The sequence below is a fragment of the Staphylococcus pseudoxylosus genome, from assembly GCF_003697915.1.
Lineage (GTDB): Bacteria > Bacillota > Bacilli > Staphylococcales > Staphylococcaceae > Staphylococcus > Staphylococcus pseudoxylosus.
In genome coordinates this window covers 78457-100295 of sequence record NZ_RCVN01000006.1, presented here as the reverse complement: position 1 = coordinate 100295, position 21839 = coordinate 78457, and the positions used below count along the sequence as shown (strand labels likewise).

Sequence of the window (21839 nt, the reverse complement as noted above, 5' to 3'; positions counted from 1 at the left end):
AACAATTTATAAAAAGAAAGGAGCGAGCAACGTGAAGAAGCAGTTTATTATTTTATATTTTAATATTTTTCTTGTCTTTTTAGGTATTGGTTTAGTTGTTCCTGTGCTTCCTGTTTATTTAAAAGATTTAGGCTTAAAAGGTAGCGATTTAGGCATACTTGTAGCTGTATTTGCTTTAGCTCAAATGATTATCTCGCCATTTGGTGGTACACTCGCAGATAAATTAGGTAAAAAGTTAATCATCTGTATTGGCTTAGGCCTGTTTGCGATTTCAGAATTCTTGTTCGCTGCAAGTCATACGTTCTCACTTCTAATTGTTTCTAGAATACTTGGGGGATTTAGTGCAGGTATGGTTATGCCAGGTGTCACAGGCATGATTGCAGATATCTCATCAGGTAGAGATAAAGCTAAAAACTTTGGCTATATGTCAGCAATAATTAATTCTGGATTTATTTTAGGACCAGGGCTTGGTGGTTTATTAGCAGAGGTTTCACATAGATTACCATTCTATGTAGCGGGTTTTAGTGGCTGTTTAGCCTTAATACTTTCAATTATACTCATTAAAAATCCGAAACATGAAACGCAAGATGGATTTACTAAATATCAACCTGAGTTGCTAGCAAAAATTGATTGGAAAGTTTTTCTCACGCCAATCATTTTAACGTTAGTATTAGCTTTTGGGTTGTCTTCATTTGAAACACTGTTTCCACTTTATACTGCAGACAAAGCACAATATTCTCCTATTGATATCTCGTTTGCCATCACTGGTGGCGGTATTTTAGGTGCAGTATTCCAAGTGTTCTTCTTTGATAAGTTTATGAACTATTTTAAAGAATTAACGTTTATTACTTATTCATTGCTATATTCAGCAATTATTCTATTAGCATTAACTTTTGTTCATGGCTATTGGTCGATCATGTTTATTAGTTTTATTGTTTTTATTGGCTTTGATATGATTCGTCCAGCCATTACAAATTATTTCTCGAATATAGCGGGTAATAGACAAGGTTTCGCAGGTGGATTAAATTCTACGTTTACTAGTATGGGGAATTTTATCGGTCCATTAGTTGCAGGTACATTATATGATATTAATTTTGAATTTCCATTATACATGTCGATATTCGTTATGGTTTTAGGTATGTTGGTCATCTTTATAGAGAGTCAGTTAAGATCACACTTCAGAAAAACATAATTCAACGTAAGAAAGAGCGAATAGATGATAATGAGAATGACATGTCCAGATCCTATATATGTTATAGGGGGTAAGGATGTTTTTTGAAATAAATTTTGTTTTTAATAAAAGCGGGGCAACGAAAGCTGATCACAGTCATTAGCTTTCATTGTCCCCGCTTTTTTACATAGGAATTTAATTGTATCAACGGTGATATTTACATTATTTGTGTGGAATAAAGTGGTGAATATGACACTTGTATTAAATAAGATAGGCTTTACGTAATAAACATGTAACAAAGGTTACGATTCTTTTAAATTGTGTTCTATATAAGTTTTTCGTCAATAATCTGTGATAACATGATAGGAAATGTAATAATTGTAAGTAAGGGGATAAACTTGAAAAATTTAATTTTAACTATCATGGCTTTCCTTCTCGCTTGCTGTTTAGCTTTTCTTCTTTTTATAGCTACAAATCAACAAGCCTTAGCCAAAGTTCATGAAACCATTTCTAGTTTTTCTGTTGTGGATGAAATTGCAGAAGCTAAAGATGTAACTAAAGAAAAAAGTGAGAATCCGATAAAAGCAGCAACGAAAGAAGAAAGAAATAAAGAACCATATAACGCTGAAAACTATAAACCGATTGCCAAATTGACAACACATGATTTAAAAGATGACGAAATTGGAAAAGCAAATTTACCTCCATTTTCCAATGCATTAAAAAAAGCACAAACAGTAGTGGATAAAGATAATAATGATTCAAACGCCTATAATGATTATGGTATAGATACAACATGCCAGGGCGCTCATTATTACATCTTTACATTTGAAAATAAAAGTAAGCCAAATACGTACTATCGCGTAACTGTAGATGAAGATAATAAAGCAAATGTTTTTGATAAATCTTATCAAATCAAACAGCAAAATGATAAACCTAATATATCTCCTCAAGAATCTGAGGTTATAGCGCAAAAATATGCTATTGATGAACTAGGTCAAAATGCAGTATTAAAAGATGTAAAAGAATCGAAAGATGGAATGTTTTATACTTTCCATGAATATAAGAAGGAAAAAGACTATAAAGTTGTTGTGAATGAAACGGGAGATGTCATTCGCCAACCAGCACTTGATTAATCCTTAAAAGGTAGCCACACAAACGTTAACCCGTGACGTTTATGTGGCTCTTTTTTTACAAATGAAAAAAGTATTAAGTGAAACGTTTCAATGTTATGATAATATTAACGATTAAAATGAATAATGAAGCGTAGATTATATTCAATCAGTATATAAATTTTGTTTGAGAAAAGGATGAGCGTTTTGAGGAAAATAAAGAAAGCAATCATACCAGCTGCTGGTTTGGGTACGAGGTTTTTGCCGGCTACGAAAGCTATGCCAAAAGAAATGTTGCCAATCTTAGATAAACCGACAATTCAATATATCGTTGAAGAAGCGGCTCGTGCGGGTATTGAAGATATTATTATCGTAACAGGTAAACATAAAAGGGCTATCGAAGATCATTTTGATAATCAAAAAGAATTGGAAATGATTTTAGAAGAAAAAGATAAGCAAGCGTTACTTGAAAAAGTAAAATACTCTACAGAGCTTGCTAATATATTTTATGTTAGACAAAAAGAGCAAAAAGGATTAGGACATGCAATTTATTCCGCACGTCAATTTATAGGCAATGAACCTTTTGCAGTATTATTAGGTGATGATATAGTCGAATCTGACACGCCAGCGATTAAACAATTGATGAATGCATACGAAGAAACTGGGAAATCAGTGATTGGTGTCCAAGAAGTTGAAGAAAACTTAACGCATAGATATGGCATTATCGATCCTATGAAAAAGTCAGGTAGAAAATACGAAGTGGCGAAATTTGTTGAGAAGCCAAAACAAGGTACAGCGCCTTCTAATTTAGCCATTATGGGACGTTATGTATTGACTGCAGATATCTTCGATTACTTAGCGACGCAAGGTAAAGGCGCAGGTGGTGAAATCCAACTTACAGATGCAATTGAACGTTTAAACACTGACGATCAAGTTTATGCTTATGATTTTGAAGGTGAACGTTATGACGTTGGTGAAAAATTAGGATTTGTGAAAACTACGATTGAGTATGCTTTGAAAGATGAATCAATGCGTGATGAATTAGTAGATTTTATTAAACGTTTGAAAATAGATTAAATCCTTGCGCTAAAATCATTCAAACATCATAGATAAGGATAAAATCCGAGCATTTGTGCTGTAATATGTATCGACTGAAAGCGTTGATATACTATGAGGTGATGAAATGAAACAAAAGAAAACAAACGCGATGCGAATATTAGACAGACAAGCTATAGCTTATAGCGTGAATACATATGATATTAGTACACAACATATGGATGGGGAACATGTAGCACAAAAAGTAGGTGTTGACCCAGATCATGTATATAAAACACTTGTATTAGAAAATGCAGCGCATGAGTATTTCGTATTTATTATACCAGTAAATAAAACATTAGATATGAAAGCAGCAGCCCAGTCAGTGACAGAAAAAAAGTTAAGCTTAATGCCGCTTGATCATTTAAAAAAAGTTACTGGTTATATTAGAGGTGGTTGTTCTCCAATAGGAATGAAGCGTCAGTATCCAACAGTAATTGAGCAAAATGCTGAAGCATTAGATTCAATATATATAAGTGGTGGGGACAGAGGTGTTCAAATTAATATACATGTAAAAGATTTAATGGCAGTAACGCAAGCAAAAGTCATGCATATCACACAAGAGCCAATGTAACAGGGACATAAAATTGTGATTGAATAGATTTAACATACAAGTTAAAGTGTATTAGCCAGCAATGAGCTTTTGCTACTATAAAAGGTATGAATGTTAAAGCTTTTATTCACGGTGTATGTTAAGTCACTTTATAACCTCTATTTATAAGATAGTTCTTTAATTTACTTTAGCTGTATTTATTAAATTACACGTAAGGCGTTATTTTAAAAAAGTATTTAGCTGTAAAATTACATATAGATGCGACGTATTTTCGCGAGGCGCTTGAGGGAACAGGACAAACTGAACTACAGGCTAAGTCGGTCTCTTAAGAAAGTGAGTCAACAATACGAAGCATTGAATATAAAAAATAGCACTCAGATGAATTGAATAAATTCATCTGAGTGCTATTTTTCTGGGGTTTATGTTCCAAGACCATTTTAAAAATGATGTTTATATTTGAGAGGGGTTTAGGTACAAATCTTTCTTTTATTAAATTTAATGTATACGAAATTAAAGCAGGAACATATATTAAGAACAAAATATAACGTAAACATGAAATTTTCAACTCATAATTGACTGTTTTTGATTGTTTTTGACAAAAAATGATTGAAAAAAGAAAGCGGAAACATTATAATGACAATGAGCTGAGGTGAATGTATGATAACGGAAAAGCGCCACGAGTTAATTTTGACTGAATTGTCAAAAAAAGATTTTTTAACATTACAAGAATTAATCGATCGAACTGGCTGTAGTGCCTCGACAATTCGCCGTGATTTATCAAAGCTACAAAATTTTGGGAAATTAAAAAGATTGCATGGAGGCGCGACACTCAATCAATCATCAGTGTTAGAGCCTAATCTGGCAGATAAACGAGGTACTAATTTAAAAGAAAAACAAGAAATTGGCAGAATCGCTGCGGGTCAAATTGAAGACTGCGACTGTGTGTTTTTGGACGCAGGATCTACGACACTCGAAATGATTCCTTTTATTAACGCAAGTGACATCATCGTAGTGACAAATGGTCTAACGCATGTTGAAGAGCTCCTTAAATATGGGATTAGAACTTTGATAATTGGTGGGGAAGTTAAATCCACTACATTTGCTACAGTCGGTGCGAGCGCATTAGAAACATTGAAGCGTTATCGCTTTGACAAAGTATTTTTGGGAATGAATGGTATCGATTTAAAATATGGTTTAACAACACCTGATGAACAAGAAGCCATCATTAAGCATCATGCCATGGAATTAGGAACACAAGTTTATGTATTAATCGACCATGCTAAATATGAAAAAGTTTATTTTGCTCATGTCCCGTTAGAAGCTAATGTATCACTTATTACATCTAACAAGGCAATGACAAATAAATATTTTAGATTATTTGCTGAGAAATATAACTTTATTGGAGGAACATTATGATTTATACAGTTACATTTAATCCTTCTATTGACTACATTATGTTTGCAAATGACTTTGAACTTAATGGGTTAAATCGTGCTACAGAAACATATAAATTTGCTGGTGGCAAGGGTATTAATGTTTCCAGAGTATTAAAGACGTTAGGCGTACCATCTACTGCACTTGGTTTTGCAGGAGGCTTTCCCGGACAATTTATTGCAGACACTTTAACAAAAGCAAATATTGGCACTGATTTTGTCCAAGTAGATGAGGATACGAGAATTAACGTTAAATTAAAAACGGGTGAAGAAACTGAAATTAATGCACCAGGTCCAGAAATTTCGAATGTGCAGTTTGAGACATTATTATCGCAAATCAAAGATACAACAGAGAAAGATACAGTGATTGTTGCTGGTAGTATTCCTAAAAGTGTGCCTAATGATGCATATGAACAAATAGGTAAGATTACAAAAGCAACGGGCGCACAACTAGTAGTAGACGCTGAAAAAGATTTAGTTGAATCTGTATTAAAATATAATCCGTTATTTATTAAACCTAATAAAGATGAATTAGAAGTAATGTTTAATACTACCATTGATTCTGATCAAAAAGTCATTCAATTTGCACGTGAAATTTTAGCAAAAGGTGCTAAATCTGTAATTATCTCATTGGGAGGAGAAGGAGCCGTATATGTCGATGAACAATACAGTTATAAAGCAAGTGTACCAAATGGTCATGTTGTAAATACTGTTGGCTCTGGAGATAGTACAGTAGCAGGCATGGTTGCAGGTTTAGAAGCAGGTCTAACAATTGAAGAATCATTTAAACAAGCTGTGTCAGCAGGTACTGCTACAGCATTTAATGATGATTTAGCTACGAAAACTGCAATTGAAGACATAAAAACACAAGTTGTGATTACGACACTAGACGGGAGTGAATAATATGAGAATTACCGAATTATTAACCAAAGATACAATTGCAATGGATCTTTCTTCAACAGAAAAGAATGGTGTCATTGACGAACTAGTTAATCAATTAGATAAAGCCGGAAAGCTAAATGATGTGACTGCTTTTAAAGAAGCAATCCATAATCGTGAATCTCAAAGTACAACAGGTATTGGTGAAGGTATAGCGATACCTCATGCTAAGGTTTCAGCAGTTACTACACCAGCAATTGCATTTGGGAAATCAAAAGCAGGTGTAGATTATCAAAGTTTAGATATGCAACCAGCACATTTATTCTTTATGATTGCTGCACCAGAAGGCGGAGCACAAACACACTTAGATGCATTAGCTAAATTGTCAGGTATTCTGATGGACGAAAAAGTTCGTGAATCATTACTTCATGCCAATTCACCTGAAGAAGTATTACAAATTATAGATCAAGCTGATGATGAAGCAACCGAAGAAGAAGCATCTGAAGAGGCGGCTCAAGGTGTTGTCACAGATAATGAAAATTCAAATGAACCATACGTTTTAGCAGTAACAGCATGTCCAACAGGTATTGCGCATACTTATATGGCACGTGACGCTTTGAAAAAACAAGCTGAGAAAATGAATGTTAAGATTAAAGTTGAAACAAATGGCTCAGGCGGCATAAAAAATCATCTTACAGACGAAGATATTCAACGTGCTTCAGGTGTTATTGTAGCCGCTGACGTACATGTTGAGACAGATCGTTTTGAAGGTAAAAACGTTGTAGAAGTACCGGTTGCAGATGGTATAAAACGACCAGAAGAATTAATTAACTTGGCGCAAGATACATCTCGCAAGCCATTTGTAGCACGTAGTGGTAATAAGGCGAGTGGTCAATCAACAAGCAATGAAAAACAAGGTGTCGGTAAAACAATATACAAACATTTAATGAATGGTGTATCTAATATGTTACCGCTTGTTATTGCTGGTGGTATTTTGATGGCAATTGCGTTCTTATTTGGTGCTAATTCTTTTGATCCAAAAAGTTCAGAATATAATGCTTTTGCTGAACAATTATGGAATATAGGTAATAAGAGTGCATTCATGTTAATTATTCCAATACTTGCTGGTTACATTGCGCGCAGTATTGCAGATAAACCAGGCTTTGCAGCAGGTCTTGTCGGTGGTGTTCTAGCTAGCACAGGCGATTCAGGATTTATTGGTGGTATTCTTGCAGGTTTCTTAGCAGGTTACTTAACATTAGGTATTAAAAAATTATGTTCAGGTATGCCTCAATCATTAGAAGGTTTAAAACCAACACTTATTTTCCCAGTACTTTCAGTTACGATTACAGGATTATTAATGATTTATGTCATTAATCCACCAGCATCATGGCTGAATAATACATTGTTGAACGGATTAGAAAGTTTATCGGGTACAAACATCATGTTACTTGGTTTAGTTGTTGGTGCAATGATGGCCATTGACATGGGTGGTCCATTTAATAAGGCTGCTTATGTATTCTCTGTCGCAGCGTTGACAAGTGGTAATGCGGCTCCGATCACGGCGGCAATGATTGGTGGTATGGTTCCTCCAATTGCTATTGCAACAGCAATGGTTCTATTCCGTAAGAAATTCACAAAAGAACAAAAAGGTTCTGTACTACCGAACTATATCATGGGCTTATCATTTATAACGGAAGGTGCTATTCCATTTGCAGCTGCTGACCCAATTCGAGTTATACCTTCAATGATGGTTGGATCTGGTGTGGCTGGCGCTATTGCGTTAGGACTTGGTTCTGCAATTCAAGCACCACATGGTGGTATTATCGTTATATTAGGTACAGACTTTGGTCACGTACTTCAATCATTAATTGCAATTATTATCGGTTCATTAGTTGCAGCAATTATCTACGGTTTATTAAAAACTAAGTTAACACAAGACGAAATTCATACTTCTGAAGCTATGAATGATTAGAATATATACTTGATAGTAATTAAGAAAAGCCAGAAAAAACTCATTTAATTGAGTTCATTTTCTGGCTTTTTATATGATATGACTAGAATTGAAAAGTTTTGAATATAATTAAGTGATTGAATTTGGTAAAATATTAATAAAGTTGTAAAGAAATTAATGAGATTAAATTAGCGTAAAGAAGGTAGAAAAATGAGTAAATATGTTATTGCAAATGGACGCATTTATACTGAAAACGAAACGATAGAACATGGCTACATTTTGGTTGAAGATGGCAAAATTACACAAATTACTGAAGGTGAATATCAAGGAGACTTAACAACCATAGATGTAAAAGGGCAACATGTGTTACCAGGTTTTATTGATATACATATGCATGGTGGCTATGGCGAAGACGCTATGGATGCTTCATTTGAAGGTTTAAAGCATTTATCAGAATCATTATTATCCGAAGGTACAACGAGTTTCTTGGCTACAACAATGACGCAGTCTGATGATAATATTATCAAAGCTTTAAAAAATATTGTGTACTATCAAGCACAACAAGATGCATTAAATGCAGCTAGTATTGTAGGGATACATCTAGAAGGACCGTTTATATCTGAGTATAAAGTAGGTGCTCAAAATCCAGCATACGTTCAACGTCCTTCAGTTGAAAAAGTACAACAATTTCAAGAAATTGCTAACAATCAAATAAAAGTAATGACTTTTGCACCAGAAGTAGAAGGTGCAGATGAAACCTTATCAATATTACATGATCAAATTAATTTTTCTATTGGTCATACAGTGGCTACATTTGATGAAGTAAACGAAGCGGTAGCACATGGTGCGAAGCATGTGACACATCTTTATAATGCCGGTACAGCGTTCGAACATAGAAACCCAGGTTTATCTGGTGCTGCTTGGGTAAACGATGAGCTTAGTACAGAATCAATCGTTGATGGTATTCATTCACATCCCGCGTCTGTAAAAATAGCCTATAAACAAAAAGGGAATAAACGTTTCTTTTTGATTACTGATGCTATGAGGGCAAAAGGTATGCCAGATGGTGAATATGATTTAGGTGGACAGAATGTTGTAGTTAAAGGTTCAGAAGCGAGACTGACATCAGGTGCGCTTGCAGGTAGTATTTTGAAAATGAATGAAGGCTTAAAGAACTTAATTGAATTTACAGGAGCGCCATTAGATGACTTGTGGCGTGTTACAAGTTTAAACCAAGCAATTGCATTGAAGATTGAAGGTGACAAAGGAAGTATAGCTATAGGGAAAGACGCAGATATTGTAGTTGTCGATGATGATATTCAAGTTTTAACAACGATTAAATCAGGTAAAGTGCACAACTTCAACTCATAATTGCTGTGGCTAAAAAATTTTTAAAAATTGACTTTAACATAGATTTACGTTTCAATAATGAATTAGATTAACGAAATTATTGATTGCAAAAATTACAAGAAATGTTCATTTTGTGATAAGATAAAAGAAATGCGTATTTTTAGGGAGGTGTCACAATGGGAAGGATGTAGTAAGTCAAAATGTAATCATTAATAATATAAATACTTATGTTCGGTCACCTATTGTGACACGATATTTTGGAGGTGAATCCCTAGAAATAGGGAACTAATTGGAAACTGTGACCATAATGAATTTAGTAATATTTTTTCTTTTAATAGCATTAACAACGGTATTCGTAGGCTCGGAATTCGCTTTGGTAAAAGTCCGCAGTTCTAGAATTGATCAACTTGCATCAGAAGGTAATGGTAGTGCACGTGTAGTTAAAAAAATGATTAAAAATCTTGACTATTATTTATCTGCATGTCAGCTAGGTATTACCGTAACATCTTTAGGGTTAGGTTGGTTAGGTGAACCGACTTTTAATAAACTATTACACCCGTTATTCGAAGCGCTTCACTTGCCAGATCCGTTAACGACAACAATATCATTTATTGTTTCATTTATTATTGTAACCTATTTACATGTAGTGCTCGGTGAATTAGCACCTAAAACGTTAGCAATACAACATACTGAAAAATTAGCACTGTTCTATTCAAGACCATTATTCTATTTTGGTGTTATTATGAAACCTTTGATTTGGTTAATGAATGGTTCAGCAAGAATGATTATTCGTATGTTTGGCGTTGATCCTGATGCTAATAATGACGCAATGTCAGAAGAAGAAATAAAAATAATAATCAACAATAGCTATAATGGCGGAGAGATTAATCAGACTGAATTAGCTTACATGCAAAATATCTTTTCATTTGATGAAAGACAAGCTAAAGATATTATGGTGCCGCGTACACAAATGATAACGATGAATGAACCATTTAACGTGGATGAATTGTTAGATACAATCAAAAAACATCAATTTACGCGTTATCCTATTACAGCTGATGGCGATAAAGACCATGTAAAAGGTTTTATTAATGTGAAAGAGTTTTTAACTGAATACGCTTCAGGTAAACAAATGAAAGTTAGTAATTATGTACATGACTTACCTATGATTTCAGAAACAACACGTATTAGTGACGCATTAGTCCGTATGCAAAGAGAACATGTCCATATTTCTCTTATCATAGATGAATATGGTGGTACAGCTGGTATCTTAACAATGGAAGATATCTTAGAGGAAATTGTTGGCGAAATTCGAGATGAATTCGATGATGATGAAGTCAACGATATTGTGAAAATAACTGACAGTAGATATCAAATCAATGGTCGTGTATTATTAGATGATCTACAAGATCAACTAGATATTGAATTTGAAGATTCAGAGGACATTGATACAATTGGTGGTTGGTTACAGGCACACAATACGAATTTACAACAGAATGATTATGTTGATACAGAATATGATAGATGGGTTATTTCTGAAATTGATAACCATCAAATCATTACTGTTATTTTAGAATTAGAATATCATAAAAATAGACCAACATTAGAAGAAGAAGTCGAGGAAGAAGAAAATAATTAAAATACACTAGTTAATAATAGAAGCATCACATGAATGATGAAGTGGGAGAGAAATCAATTTTTGATAAAATGATTTCTCTCCTGTTTTTTTGTATTGATAATAAAGCTAAAAAAGATTCGTCGAAGGCGTTTTGGTTCATATTGAGGCTCCGTATTTCAATAGACTTTTCTTAATAGGAGAACTCAATATACAGCAAGTAATCAAGTTTAAAAGGCTAACATGTTATGCGCTGTTAAAGATAAAAGTGATAGATAGTATATTTTTATATCTATTCGTATTAAAATAAAGATATTACTTATATAAATAAAGTAATCAGAAAGGGGATTAACAATGATAGAAGACGTATATTATTTGAATAATGGATACCCAATGCCTAAAGTTGGTTTAGGTGTTTATAAAATTACAGAAGAAGAGATGGATCAAGCTGTGACAGCAGCGTTAGAAGCTGGGTACCGTGCATTTGATACAGCTTATTTCTATAAAAATGAAATTGCATTAGGTAATGCATTGAAAAAATCAGACGTACCTAGAGAAGATCTATTTATTACATCTAAATTATGGAATGACTATCAAGGGTATGATCAAACGATTGAATTCTTTACCAAATCAATTGAAAACCTTGGTACTGATTACTTAGATTTATTCTTAATACATTGGCCATGTGAAGCGGATGGGTTGTTTATTGAGAGTTATAAAGCAATGGAGAAATTATATGAAGAGGGACGTATCCGTGCCATTGGCGTATGTAACTTTAACCAACATCATTTAGAAGAGCTTATGGAAGCAACTGAAGTTGTACCTGCTGTGAATCAGATAGAAGTGCACCCTAATTTCAACCAACAAGCATTACAAGAATATTGTGATAGCCATGATATTGCAGTTACTGCTTGGATGCCGTTAATGCGAAATAGAGGGTTGCTTGAATATGATGTCATTACAAAATTAGCTGAACGTTATAATAAAACACCAGCTCAAATTGTACTACGTTGGCATCTAGCGCATAATAGACTCGTGATTCCAAAGTCTAAGACACCTGAACGTATTAAAGAAAATTATGATATCTTTGATTTTAATTTAGAACTTACTGATATTGCTGAAATTGATAGCTTAAATAAAGATGAGCGACAAGGCAATGATCCTGATAAGGTTCGTATAGGCACATTAAAATAATTTTGAAAGAGACTATGTATTCAATTCATTTCTGAATACATAGTCTCTTCTTTATTGTGTTGATGGTTTTTATTTTCAAATAATGGAAATAATTGATAGACTTAAAGTAACAATTTATAACTTTTATAAGTTTATATTTCAGTCAATATTAGCATTTTGATTAAAAATTCAATGGATGAATGATTTTTTTATTTTTTAAAAATCATCTTGAAATTAATTCATTTTTAAAAAACTTCGCTTAAAAGTTAAGTTTTAATATTTAGTATTAAGGCTATATAAAGATTATGTAAATCTAAATGATTTATATAGCATAATGATGGTGGGAATTGATAAAGTAAAAATTGAAGTAATTGAAATGAAGGTGTTTATATATGCAAATAAGAGTTATAGTACCTTGTTATAATGAAGGTGAAGTAATAGTAAAGACGTATGAACGATTGACTGAAATATTATCGAAAGATAGTCAGAATCATCATTATGACTATGATTTATTATTTGTAGATGACGGAAGTAAAGATAAGACCATTAATTATATTCAAGAGATGGCCACGAAAGATGAACATGTTAAATTTATTTCCTTTAGCCGTAATTTTGGTAAAGAATCAGCAATGATAGCCGGATATCAACATAGTGAAAATTGTGACGGTGTCATTATGATTGATGCAGATTTGCAACATCCACCTGAATTAATACCTCAAATGATAGAAGGTTATATGGATGGTTACGACCAAGTTATAGCCAAAAGAGATAGAACGGGTGAAAAGCAATCTAGAAAAATGATGACAAAAATTTATTATAAATTAATAAATCATTTTGTAGAAGATATTAAATTAGAGGATGGCGTTGGAGATTTTAGATTGTTAAGCCAACGTGCAGTACAATCTTTGACCCAATTAGATGAATATAATAGATTTTCTAAAGGCCTGTACGAATGGATAGGCTATAATACCAAAGTCTTTACCTATGAAAATGTTGAGCGTGAAGATGGAGAATCTAAATGGTCATTTAGTAAATTATTAAATTATGGCATTGACGGTCTGATTTCATTCAACAATAAACCCTTACGTGCGATGATTTATCTTGGTCTAATTGTATTCTTTATTAGTTTGTTATATATCGGTTATATTTCGGTAGGTATTATGATCAGAGGTGTTGAAACACCTGGTTATTTCTCTACAATTGCTGCTATATTATTGCTTGGCGGTATCCAACTCATTTCAATAGGGATTGTCGGTGAATATATTGGCCGTATATATTACGAAGTGAAACAACGACCAAAATATATTGTGCAGGCTTCTAATTTCAAATGTGCTCATGAAACAAATCATCAAAATATCACCCAAGATATCAATGATGATGTAGGAAGCAGTGAGCGTAGAAAGTCTTCAAAAATACAAGATAAAAAGAAAAAAGAACTTATTAAAAATAGATGAATTTTAATGAGTCCTTGATTAAAATACTATGAATTTATAAAAGACAAAGAAATAAGTAAGCGTCCGAGACAATGGTTATGTCTCGGACGCTTTGCCTTTGCAGCCACAAAATCTCGAGTAGATTTCTGTGAGCCACCCCATATTAATTTTAGTTAATCATTACGTTTCATTAGGGTTGATTATTTTTTACGTAATTTACCGAAAATGAATGAAACGACTGCAACTAAAATAATTGTACCGATTAATGCTGGGAAGATTGCGATGCCACCTAGGTGCCAACCCCAGTCACCAAAGATCCATGAACCTAATGCTGCACCTACGATACCAGCAATAATATTACCTAAAATCCCACCTGGGATATCTTTACCAACGATGCCACCAGCTATCCAGCCGATTAAGCCACCGACAATTAACATAAGTATAAAGCCAAACATAATTTAACCTCCTTTAAGAAATCATTTAACTGTTTATTTATACCACAAAATATAATCTGTTAATCATTTATGTGAAAAAAATATATTCTGCCATAATAAGAAAAATATAAATAGCAAATGGACTATAATAAAGGCGTACCAATAAGGTGTTAATAGCATCATTATCGTAAAAGCACCAATCATACATATTTGACCTATTAAAATTGGGTGCTTGATACGTTGCAATAGCTTAAGTTGCTCTTTTTCATTTGGCTGAAAAGTACTATAGAAAAGTAAGATTGCGCCAATTAGGAAAATAGCAGGGGCTAAGTATGGGATAGACATATAATACGAGTCATGGCTAGTGCTATATGTAAGGATTAATGATGTACTCATGATAATTGTTAAAATAACTGCAATAAATTTTTGATCTGTAATTTTAAAAGCAGTGATCTTACGATTTAAATAAAGTTGTAATAAAGTCCAAATAAATAATTGTGTAATTGTATAAAAGGCGATGTAATCATATTCACCGACTAAAAATAAATTAATAATACCATTGAGTGTTATTGCAATCAGTATAGAGCTAAACTTTAGTTGTTTGAAATTCTGACGATATAAATCAATGCCGAGCACAATTAATACCGTAGCTATATTTATAATTATATTAATTAGCATGATGCTCTCCTAACCTAGATACTTCACTGCAACATTATATCAATTAAGTGAAAGTTAATCATTTAATTACATAATTTCTTCAAAGCATCATCATTCAAATGTGATTAAAAATGATGTTAAATGCATAATAAAAATAATTTTACAGTGATGACCAACTATATATTTTTGCATCACTAAAAAGCGATTCGTTATATAGACAAAGAGCATTATACAACGGATCGCATAGATTACACAATTTAAACACCTTTTTTGTTACTCCAAAGCAATGTGTGTAATTGAGGTAGAACATATACATTGTTCATATCGCTACTGACCATTACGCGGTCTACTAGCGTTTCATATAACGTTAATAACTTTTTAGTGTGTGATTCTACGTATTCATCATCTAAGTAAGGATTACCTACTTGTAAATAAAAAGGGATAGTAGGGTATCTGTGATGGATCTTTTTAGCAAATTCATAATCTTCGTCATCGAAAATAACAACTTTTAGATTTAGTGATTCTGGTACACATTGTTCAATGACTTCATCTAATATAGGTAAGTTTGGTTTCATTTTCGAACTTGGTGGTTTGGGGCTGATCGTTAAGTCATCTATTTGAGTCATCCACGGTTGGAACTTACTACCTTGTGTTTCTAAAGCACTTTGTATGTGTTTTTCATCAAACAAATCAACTAATTGTTGAATCCCTTTAATTAAGGCAGGATTACCGCCAGAAATTGTAACGTGGTTAAAAGAGTCGCCAGCAATGTCGTATAAAGCATCATAAATTTCTTCAGCAGTCATCATACGAATATCTTCTTTAGCGCTACCGTCCCAAGTAAAACTAGAATCACACCAACTACAACGGTAATCACAGCCGGCAGTTCGTACAAACATGGTCTTGCGGCCTATGACACGACCTTCACCTTGAATGGTTGGACCGAAAATTTCTAGTACAGGTATTTTACTCATGATTACGTTGCTCCTTTGGTCTATATACGACATAGCTTGTCGGCGTTTCTCTGACATAGACTTGTACACATTTAGGTTGATTATTGCGTTGGTTTAAAGATGTTTGAACCATTTCATATATAGTTTGAGCTACAATTTCAGTAGAAGGACTTTTTCCTTCGAATTGTGGTAAATCATTAAGTAAATGGTGATCAAATTGGCCGTGAACTAATTGCTTTAGCTCGCTAAAATTTACTAAAAAACCATTGTGATCTAATGAATCGCCAACAATCGTTAAATTTACAAAATAAGTATGACCATGTGTGCGCATGCATTTGCCTGCATCGTCACTTGGTATATAATGCGCTGCAGAAAAATTAAAGTCTTTGTTTAGTTCGAAAGTATATGGATGTTGTACGCTAGGATAATTTTGTTGGAACATAATTAATTCTCTCCTTTTTCAGCTAAATACGTATTTAAACCGTGCGCTCTTAATTCGCAAGCAGGGCATTCTCCACAGCCTTCACCAACAATGCCGTTATAGCAAGTAAGCGTGTTGTAACGAATGTAGTCTAGTGCTCCGAGTTCATCACTTAATGCCCAGGTTGCTTTTTTATCTAACCACATTAAAGGCGTGTGAATTACAAAATCTTTATCCATGGATAGTGATAACGTTACATTCATGGATTTAATAAAACTATCTCTACAATCAGGGTACCCTGAAAAGTCCGTCTCACATACACCGGTAATGATATTTTTTGTGTTTGTCTGGTATGCTAAGGCACCAGCAAAAGATAAGAACAGTAAATTTCTTGCAGGAACAAATGTATTAGGTATGCCATCTTCTCCTACTTCAATCTCCATATCATGTTGCGTAAGTGCATTAGGTGTTAGTTGTGAAAGTAAAGACATATCTAAGATGTGGTGCTTAACGTGTTGTTCTTCTGCAATTCGTTTTGCTACTTCAATTTCTGTATCGTGTCTTTGGCCATATGCGAATGTAACGAGTTCTACACTTTCAAAATATTTTTTAGCCCAAAATAAACAAGTCGTACTATCTTGTCCGCCACTAAATACTACGATAGCCTTGTTATTATCTAAAGATTGTTGCGTCATATTGCTTGCACTCCTTCATATTGTCAAACTAGCTGTTATAACTCATGCTATGACGGCATAAAAAAAACGTCCATCTCTATAAAAAAGACAGACGAAAATCATGTGTCTAGTTTTTTATAGAGGGTATCAGCTAGGAACCTCTTTGTATTCATTTATAACGTGATTTAGAATAATATATTTAAACTGTAAAATCAAGTTAATATTTGTGATAATAAGTATAACAGAATAACGAAGATATTTAAAAAGAGGCGACGAAATGATACTAATTATAGATAATAAAGATTCGTTCACTTATAACATCGTAGATTATATTAAGCAAAGTTATCGAGGGCAAGTTGAGGTTATTGATGTAGAAATGGTGACAAATGAACGAATTCATTTACATCAACCCGATGCAATTGTAATTTCACCGGGGCCGGGTTCTCCTGAGGACTATTCAATATTAAATGAAGTAATTCAAACATTTTCAACAGAGGGACCTATATTAGGCGTTTGTTTAGGGTTTCAACAAATTGTGACTTATTTCGGTGGAAATATAGTAAAAAGTGATAAACCTATTCATGGTCATACAACACGCATAAAACATAATGGCATAGGTATCTTTGATGGTTTGCCAGAATCATTCGATGTGATGCGTTATCACTCTTTAAAAGCGGAGCAATCCTCCTTTCCAGAAACATTAACTGTGACGGCTACAAATTATGAAGACATTATAATGGCTGTGGAACATAAATTATTACCTATTTATGGAGTACAATACCATCCAGAATCCATATTAAGTGAATATGGTCTTAAACAGATTCAAATATTTATAGATATAGTGGAGGCCTACCATGCAAATACACTTTAATTATCGTTACATAACTGATGAAACAACGCATGAGACGTATCGTTATTTATTCACGCAATGTATTGCTAAAAAAATTGCTTATACAATAGAAGAAGTCGGCGATGTCGTGTGCTTTGCAGAAAGTTATCAAAATGACGGCTACTATGCAGCTTTATATTTACCTTATGAAGCGGCAACTTACTTCAATAAAGACATGGCAACAGTGCCGACTGAAGAAAACTATGTATACGCGGCGGCATATGTTTTTGAAAATACATCAGAAACTGAAAATGACCTTGAGGATACGATATATCAACAACAATGTAGCTTCCAATTCCAATTAAATAGAGCTGAACTTATCAAACATATTCGAACGATACAATCAGCTATTGTGGAGGGGAACACATATCAAGTGAATTATACAACGAGATTAGTAGATTCAATTCATCATTCTATAGCAACATTATATTATCATCTATTAAATGATAATCACGGCTTTTATTCAGCACTTATTGAAACAGATGAGTTACAGATTGCTTCATTATCACCAGAATTATTCTTCCAACGAGGACCATTTAAAGCAGCTGAAGATATATTGTTAAGTAAACCCATGAAAGGTACGATGCCAAGAGGTAGTAATGAAACAGAAGATAGGAACAATCTAAACACTTTAAGTCAATCAAGCAAAGATAGGGCAGAAAATGTAATGATTGTAGATTTACTACGTAATGACATGAGTCGAATTGCAGAAACTGGCAGTGTTCATGTATATAAACCGTTTCACATCGAACCATATCAAACAGTATTTCAAATGACATCAATGATTACTGCCACTTTATGTAAAGATACAGATTTAAATCAGATACTAAGTGCATTGTTTCCATGTGGTTCAATTACAGGTGCCCCAAAACTTAATACGATGAACTATATAAAAACATTAGAACAAACACCACGAAATATTTACTGCGGTGCGATTGGCTTATTACTTCCAAATGGTAAATCAATCTTTAATGTGCCGATTCGAACAATACAATACTTAAATAACCAAGCCGTTTATGGAGTCGGTGCAGGTATTACAATTGACTCTATACCTGAGCAGGAAGTTCAAGAATTTATAGACAAAACAAAGATATTGGAGCGATTATAATGCAACTTTTTGAAACGATGAAATTAGAGTCAGGTTTGTTCCCAAGAATTTCTTATCATAAAAAAAGAATAAAAAACGCTTCTAAACAATTAGGGTTTTTGTTTGATGAGTCGACTTGGTCAGAGCTTACAACATCAATTAGCGAACAATATGCAACGGGCGTTTATCGCATAAAAATTTTGTTGAATAAAGATGGAACAATGCATTACGTTGCAGCCCCTTTACCAGAAAAGTCAACATTTACAGCAAAGCTGATACCCTTAACGCCTGATGTGAATAAGCAAGTCGTAGTTCACAAGACGACACAAAGAGCACATTTAGAGCATAATCATCAAACTGATCTTGTTCTATTATATAATGAAGAAGGAAAAGTATTAGAATTTGATATAGGGAATATAATGATAAGAGAAGATGGGCATTACTACACACCAATTTATAATGAAGATTTTTTGCGTGGCTGTATGCGTCAAGAATTATTAGATAAAGGTGAGTTAATAGAAAAAGATTATGATATAAATGAATTAAAAGATAAAATAAATAGTGATTTGATACAGATTTTTCTAATAAATAGTTTGCGAGAGGTTGCCGAGGTAGAAATTTATCTATAGAATATAGAAAGTATAAACATGGCGTCATTGATAGCGCATACGCAATTTAAAATAATCAAATTTTATAAACAGAATAGTAAAGACAAAATTTATAAACAGTGAGTGAGGCAAAATGATGATCTTGGTTTGGGCATTTACAATTATTATAATTTCTGTGCTTACCAAATGGGGCGTAAATCAATTGTTGAAGCGGCAACGTGTTTATTTAACACGTTGCATCATTACAGTATCCTGCATATTTCAATTTATATTTGTCTATTTCCTAGTAAAAGAACTCGTACATTATTTGATACAAGCATTTGATGTATTTTATCGTTAGTAACAATTTATGAGGTGAAACTATGAAGATATATAGTCAAGGAGACCAAGCAATAGTGGTTTCTATAGAAAAAGAAGTCTCTAAAGATTTGACTGAAGATCTGTTAGCTTTGAAAAAATATTTAGCAGACAAACAGTATCCTTTTATAACAGAAATTGTACCTACAGAATCAGACATGATGATTTGTTATGATGCAAGGGACATGATTAAACATCATCATATTCAATCTCCATTTTTATATATGAAAGCATTAATGCAAACGGTACAAATGGAAATTAAGCATGAAGAAGAAACAGTTGAACCTATTGAAATTCCAGTCGTGTATGGTGGGAAATATGGGCCTGATTTAGACGCTTTACTAACTTATTATAAAATGGATTTCGAAAAATTTGTGAAATTACATACGGAACAAAATTATTTTGTGTCGATGATGGGCTATACACCAGGATTTCCTTATTTAACTGGCATGAATAAGCGTTTATTTGTAAATCATACAGGCGGGAAAAAGACATTTATTCCTGCGGGTTCTGTAATTATTGAAGGTAAAAAGACAGGAATCACTACAACAGATACATACGGTGATTGGCTAGTGATAGGGTATACACCTGTTCGATTGTTTAATCCGGAATTAGAAGATTTCACAAAATTAAAATTAGGTGATAACGTTAAATTTTGTGCGATTCAAGAGGAAGCGCTGGATTTAGGAGGGTTTCAACCATGTCAATCATAATAGAAGGTGAAGGGCTATTTTCAAGTTTCCAAGATTTTGGTCGTAAAGGATATGAACATGATGGTGTTATCCCTGGTGGTGCTTTAGATCCTCTATCTCATGAAATAGCAAATAGACTTGTAGCTAATGATAAGCATGAAGCTACTTTAGAAATGACAAATAGAATGGCGAGTTTTCGTTTTACTGAACCGACACTTATTGCATTGAGCGGAGGGAGTTTTAAAGCTAAAACTGAACATATGAAAGTACTCCCCAATAAGTTGTATTTGATGGAAAAAGGTGATGTACTTGTGTTTACAGAAACGAATCGTACATCCAGAGTTTACTTGGCAGTAGGCGGTGGATTTGAACTTAATGAATGGTTAGGGTCAACTTCAACGGACTTTAAGTCGAAAATTGGTGGTTTCCATGGTCGTAAACTACAAAAAGGTGACGAAGTTAACATGAAACGAGACTACACTGAGCGTCATCATAAATTATTTGAAAACTTAAAAGAAACACATCAAACAGATTGGGGGATTGATGGTTACGCGTTATCTTTCAATTATATGTCAGATGTTTTTCATGTAATAAAGAATAAAGGAACAGAAGATTTTAAAGCTAAAGTATTGAATCGATTTACTTCTGGAGAATATAAAGTGACAAGTAAAGCAAATAGAGTTGGCATGTATTTAGAAGGAGAACCTGTAAAAGCTTTTTACGAAGACATGCCAGAACATCAATCAGTACAAATCGGTACGATACAAGTAAAACGAGATGGCACGCCGATTATTTTATTAAATGATCATTATACTTTAGGCAGCTACCCACAAATTGGGACGATTGCAAGTTATCATTTAACAAAACTAGGTCAAAAACATCAAGGAACTAAATTGAAATTTCAATTTATAGATGTGGAAAGCGCGGAGAAGAATTTAATCAAATATACAAACTGGTTGAATCAGTTATTTCACGGCATTGAATATAGAATGCAATTAGAGATGTTGAAATAGCCAGTATATATAAATAATTGAAAGCAGTAACGCCAAATATATGCCTAGGTTTTGGGTTGCTGCTTTTTTCTATTTGCTTCCTTTAAATTTTTTGGGTGTTTTCAAATATATAAGTACATAGAAGTTAGAGCGTGTATTAGCGAAATTGCTAATACGACTATAGTCCGATTAATATACTATCCAATAAAGATATAATTAAAAAACATATAAATACTTAATAGTAAGTTAATGACCGTTTAACAAGGCGTTAATAAAGCTTTTGTTTGATACCAAATTACATAAAAAAGTG

Annotated in this window: 21 protein-coding genes; 16 read left to right on the top strand and 5 right to left on the bottom strand. The window is 33.4% G+C overall.

Annotated elements, in window-relative coordinates; all coding sequences use genetic code 11:
- The first annotated feature begins 31 nt into the window (after positions 1–31).
- From norA to D9V42_RS06725, 11 genes are all read left to right on the top strand, one after another.
- The gene (gene norA, locus D9V42_RS06780) at positions 32–1192 is read left to right on the top strand and encodes a multidrug efflux MFS transporter NorA (protein WP_122064073.1); all 1161 of its coding nucleotides are present in this window, start codon (positions 32–34) and stop codon (positions 1190–1192) included.
- Positions 1193–1569: 377 nt separating this feature from the next.
- Complete coding sequence (locus D9V42_RS06775) at positions 1570–2304, top strand: hypothetical protein (RefSeq protein WP_122064071.1); 735 nt, start codon at positions 1570–1572, stop codon at positions 2302–2304.
- Positions 2305–2487: 183 nt separating this feature from the next.
- On the top strand, positions 2488–3357 hold the full coding sequence (galU, locus tag D9V42_RS06770) for a UTP--glucose-1-phosphate uridylyltransferase GalU (protein ID WP_107530475.1): 870 nt from the start codon (positions 2488–2490) through the stop codon (positions 3355–3357).
- Positions 3358–3463: 106 nt separating this feature from the next.
- On the top strand, positions 3464–3949 hold the full coding sequence (gene ybaK, locus D9V42_RS06765) for a Cys-tRNA(Pro) deacylase (RefSeq protein WP_122064068.1): 486 nt from the start codon (positions 3464–3466) through the stop codon (positions 3947–3949).
- A 636-nt stretch (positions 3950–4585) separates the two neighbouring features.
- The gene (locus D9V42_RS06755; protein WP_107530473.1) at positions 4586–5344 is read left to right on the top strand and encodes a DeoR/GlpR family DNA-binding transcription regulator; all 759 of its coding nucleotides are present in this window, start codon (positions 4586–4588) and stop codon (positions 5342–5344) included.
- A complete protein-coding gene (pfkB, locus tag D9V42_RS06750) occupies positions 5341–6264 on the top strand; it encodes a 1-phosphofructokinase (RefSeq protein WP_122064066.1) in 924 nt (307 codons plus the stop codon). The genes D9V42_RS06755 and pfkB overlap by 4 nt, the downstream gene beginning before the upstream one ends.
- 1 nt (position 6265) lies before the next feature.
- On the top strand, positions 6266–8215 hold the full coding sequence (locus tag D9V42_RS06745) for a PTS fructose transporter subunit IIABC (protein WP_122064064.1): 1950 nt from the start codon (positions 6266–6268) through the stop codon (positions 8213–8215).
- A gap of 189 nt (positions 8216–8404) precedes the next feature.
- Positions 8405–9565 carry an N-acetylglucosamine-6-phosphate deacetylase gene (nagA, locus tag D9V42_RS06740; protein WP_107554488.1) on the top strand — a complete coding sequence of 387 codons (1161 nt, stop codon included), beginning with the start codon at positions 8405–8407 and terminating at the stop codon, positions 9563–9565.
- 268 nt (positions 9566–9833) lie between these two features.
- Positions 9834–11183, top strand: coding sequence for a hemolysin family protein (locus D9V42_RS06735; RefSeq protein ID WP_107530469.1), 1350 nt, complete (start codon positions 9834–9836; stop codon positions 11181–11183).
- Between the two features lie 330 nt (positions 11184–11513).
- Positions 11514–12353, top strand: coding sequence for an aldo/keto reductase (locus tag D9V42_RS06730; protein ID WP_122064061.1), 840 nt, complete (start codon positions 11514–11516; stop codon positions 12351–12353).
- 371 nt (positions 12354–12724) lie between these two features.
- Complete coding sequence (locus tag D9V42_RS06725) at positions 12725–13786, top strand: glycosyltransferase family 2 protein (RefSeq protein WP_107554486.1); 1062 nt, start codon at positions 12725–12727, stop codon at positions 13784–13786.
- 179 nt (positions 13787–13965) lie between these two features.
- Here the strand turns inward: D9V42_RS06725 and D9V42_RS06720 are convergent, their stop codons facing one another.
- From D9V42_RS06720 to queC, 5 genes are all read right to left on the bottom strand, one after another.
- On the bottom strand, positions 13966–14220 hold the full coding sequence (locus tag D9V42_RS06720; protein ID WP_017722549.1) for a GlsB/YeaQ/YmgE family stress response membrane protein: 255 nt from the start codon (positions 14218–14220) through the stop codon (positions 13966–13968).
- A 63-nt stretch (positions 14221–14283) separates the two neighbouring features.
- The gene (locus tag D9V42_RS06715) at positions 14284–14877 is read right to left on the bottom strand and encodes a hypothetical protein (RefSeq protein ID WP_039068792.1); all 594 of its coding nucleotides are present in this window, start codon (positions 14875–14877) and stop codon (positions 14284–14286) included.
- 236 nt (positions 14878–15113) lie between these two features.
- Entirely contained in the window at positions 15114–15830 is a 717-nt protein-coding gene (queE, locus tag D9V42_RS06710; RefSeq protein ID WP_122064059.1) for a 7-carboxy-7-deazaguanine synthase QueE, read from the bottom strand.
- A complete protein-coding gene (queD, locus tag D9V42_RS06705; protein WP_107554485.1) occupies positions 15823–16251 on the bottom strand; it encodes a 6-carboxytetrahydropterin synthase QueD in 429 nt (142 codons plus the stop codon). Before queD ends, queE begins: the two co-directional genes overlap by 8 nt.
- A gap of 2 nt (positions 16252–16253) precedes the next feature.
- Positions 16254–16925, bottom strand: a complete 672-nt coding sequence (gene queC / locus D9V42_RS06700) for a 7-cyano-7-deazaguanine synthase QueC (RefSeq protein WP_107554484.1) — start codon at positions 16923–16925, stop codon at positions 16254–16256.
- A 256-nt stretch (positions 16926–17181) separates the two neighbouring features.
- Here queC and D9V42_RS06695 point away from each other — a divergent pair, with 256 nt between their 5' ends.
- The 5 genes from D9V42_RS06695 to D9V42_RS06670 all read left to right on the top strand — a co-directional run bounded on the left by D9V42_RS06695 (position 17182) and on the right by D9V42_RS06670 (position 21550).
- The gene (locus D9V42_RS06695; RefSeq protein ID WP_122064057.1) at positions 17182–17775 is read left to right on the top strand and encodes an anthranilate synthase component II; all 594 of its coding nucleotides are present in this window, start codon (positions 17182–17184) and stop codon (positions 17773–17775) included.
- The gene (gene pabB / locus D9V42_RS06690) at positions 17759–18901 is read left to right on the top strand and encodes an aminodeoxychorismate synthase component I (protein WP_122064053.1); all 1143 of its coding nucleotides are present in this window, start codon (positions 17759–17761) and stop codon (positions 18899–18901) included. The genes D9V42_RS06695 and pabB overlap by 17 nt, the downstream gene beginning before the upstream one ends.
- Entirely contained in the window at positions 18901–19509 is a 609-nt protein-coding gene (locus tag D9V42_RS06685) for an aminotransferase class IV (RefSeq protein ID WP_122064050.1), read from the top strand. Before pabB ends, D9V42_RS06685 begins: the two co-directional genes overlap by 1 nt.
- A 341-nt stretch (positions 19510–19850) precedes the next feature.
- Entirely contained in the window at positions 19851–20558 is a 708-nt protein-coding gene (locus D9V42_RS06675; protein WP_107554479.1) for a 5-oxoprolinase subunit B family protein, read from the top strand.
- Entirely contained in the window at positions 20546–21550 is a 1005-nt protein-coding gene (locus D9V42_RS06670) for a 5-oxoprolinase subunit C family protein (RefSeq protein ID WP_107554478.1), read from the top strand. The genes D9V42_RS06675 and D9V42_RS06670 overlap by 13 nt, the downstream gene beginning before the upstream one ends.
- Positions 21551–21839: the final 289 nt, after the last annotated feature.